The sequence below is a fragment of the Microbacterium sp. LMI1-1-1.1 genome, from assembly GCF_040815675.1.
Taxonomy (GTDB): domain Bacteria; phylum Actinomycetota; class Actinomycetes; order Actinomycetales; family Microbacteriaceae; genus Microbacterium.
The window spans coordinates 1-255 of sequence record NZ_JBFPNN010000003.1 but is presented as its reverse complement, the minus strand read 5'-3'; the positions used below and the strand labels follow the sequence as shown (position 1 = coordinate 255).

At 54.5% G+C, this 255-nt stretch carries 1 rRNA gene; it reads left to right on the top strand.

The features are described 5' to 3' along the window. Positions 1–255: ribosomal RNA gene (locus MRBLMI1_RS05920) — 23S ribosomal RNA — on the top strand; the annotation flags it as partial.

Here is a 255-nt window from a genome sequence, read left to right as displayed (position 1 = left end):
CCGTACCCCAAACCGACTCAGGTGGTCAGGTAGAGAATACCAAGGAGATCGAGAGAATCGTGGTTAAGGAACTCGGCAAAATGCCCCCGTAACTTCGGGAGAAGGGGGGCCTTCGACGTATTAGGACCTGCTCCGAAAGCGTTTGGAGGCCGCAGAGACTAGTGGGTAGCGACTGTTTACTAAAAACACAGGTCCGTGCGAAGTCGCAAGACGATGTATACGGACTGACGCCTGCCCGGTGCTGGAAGGTTAAGA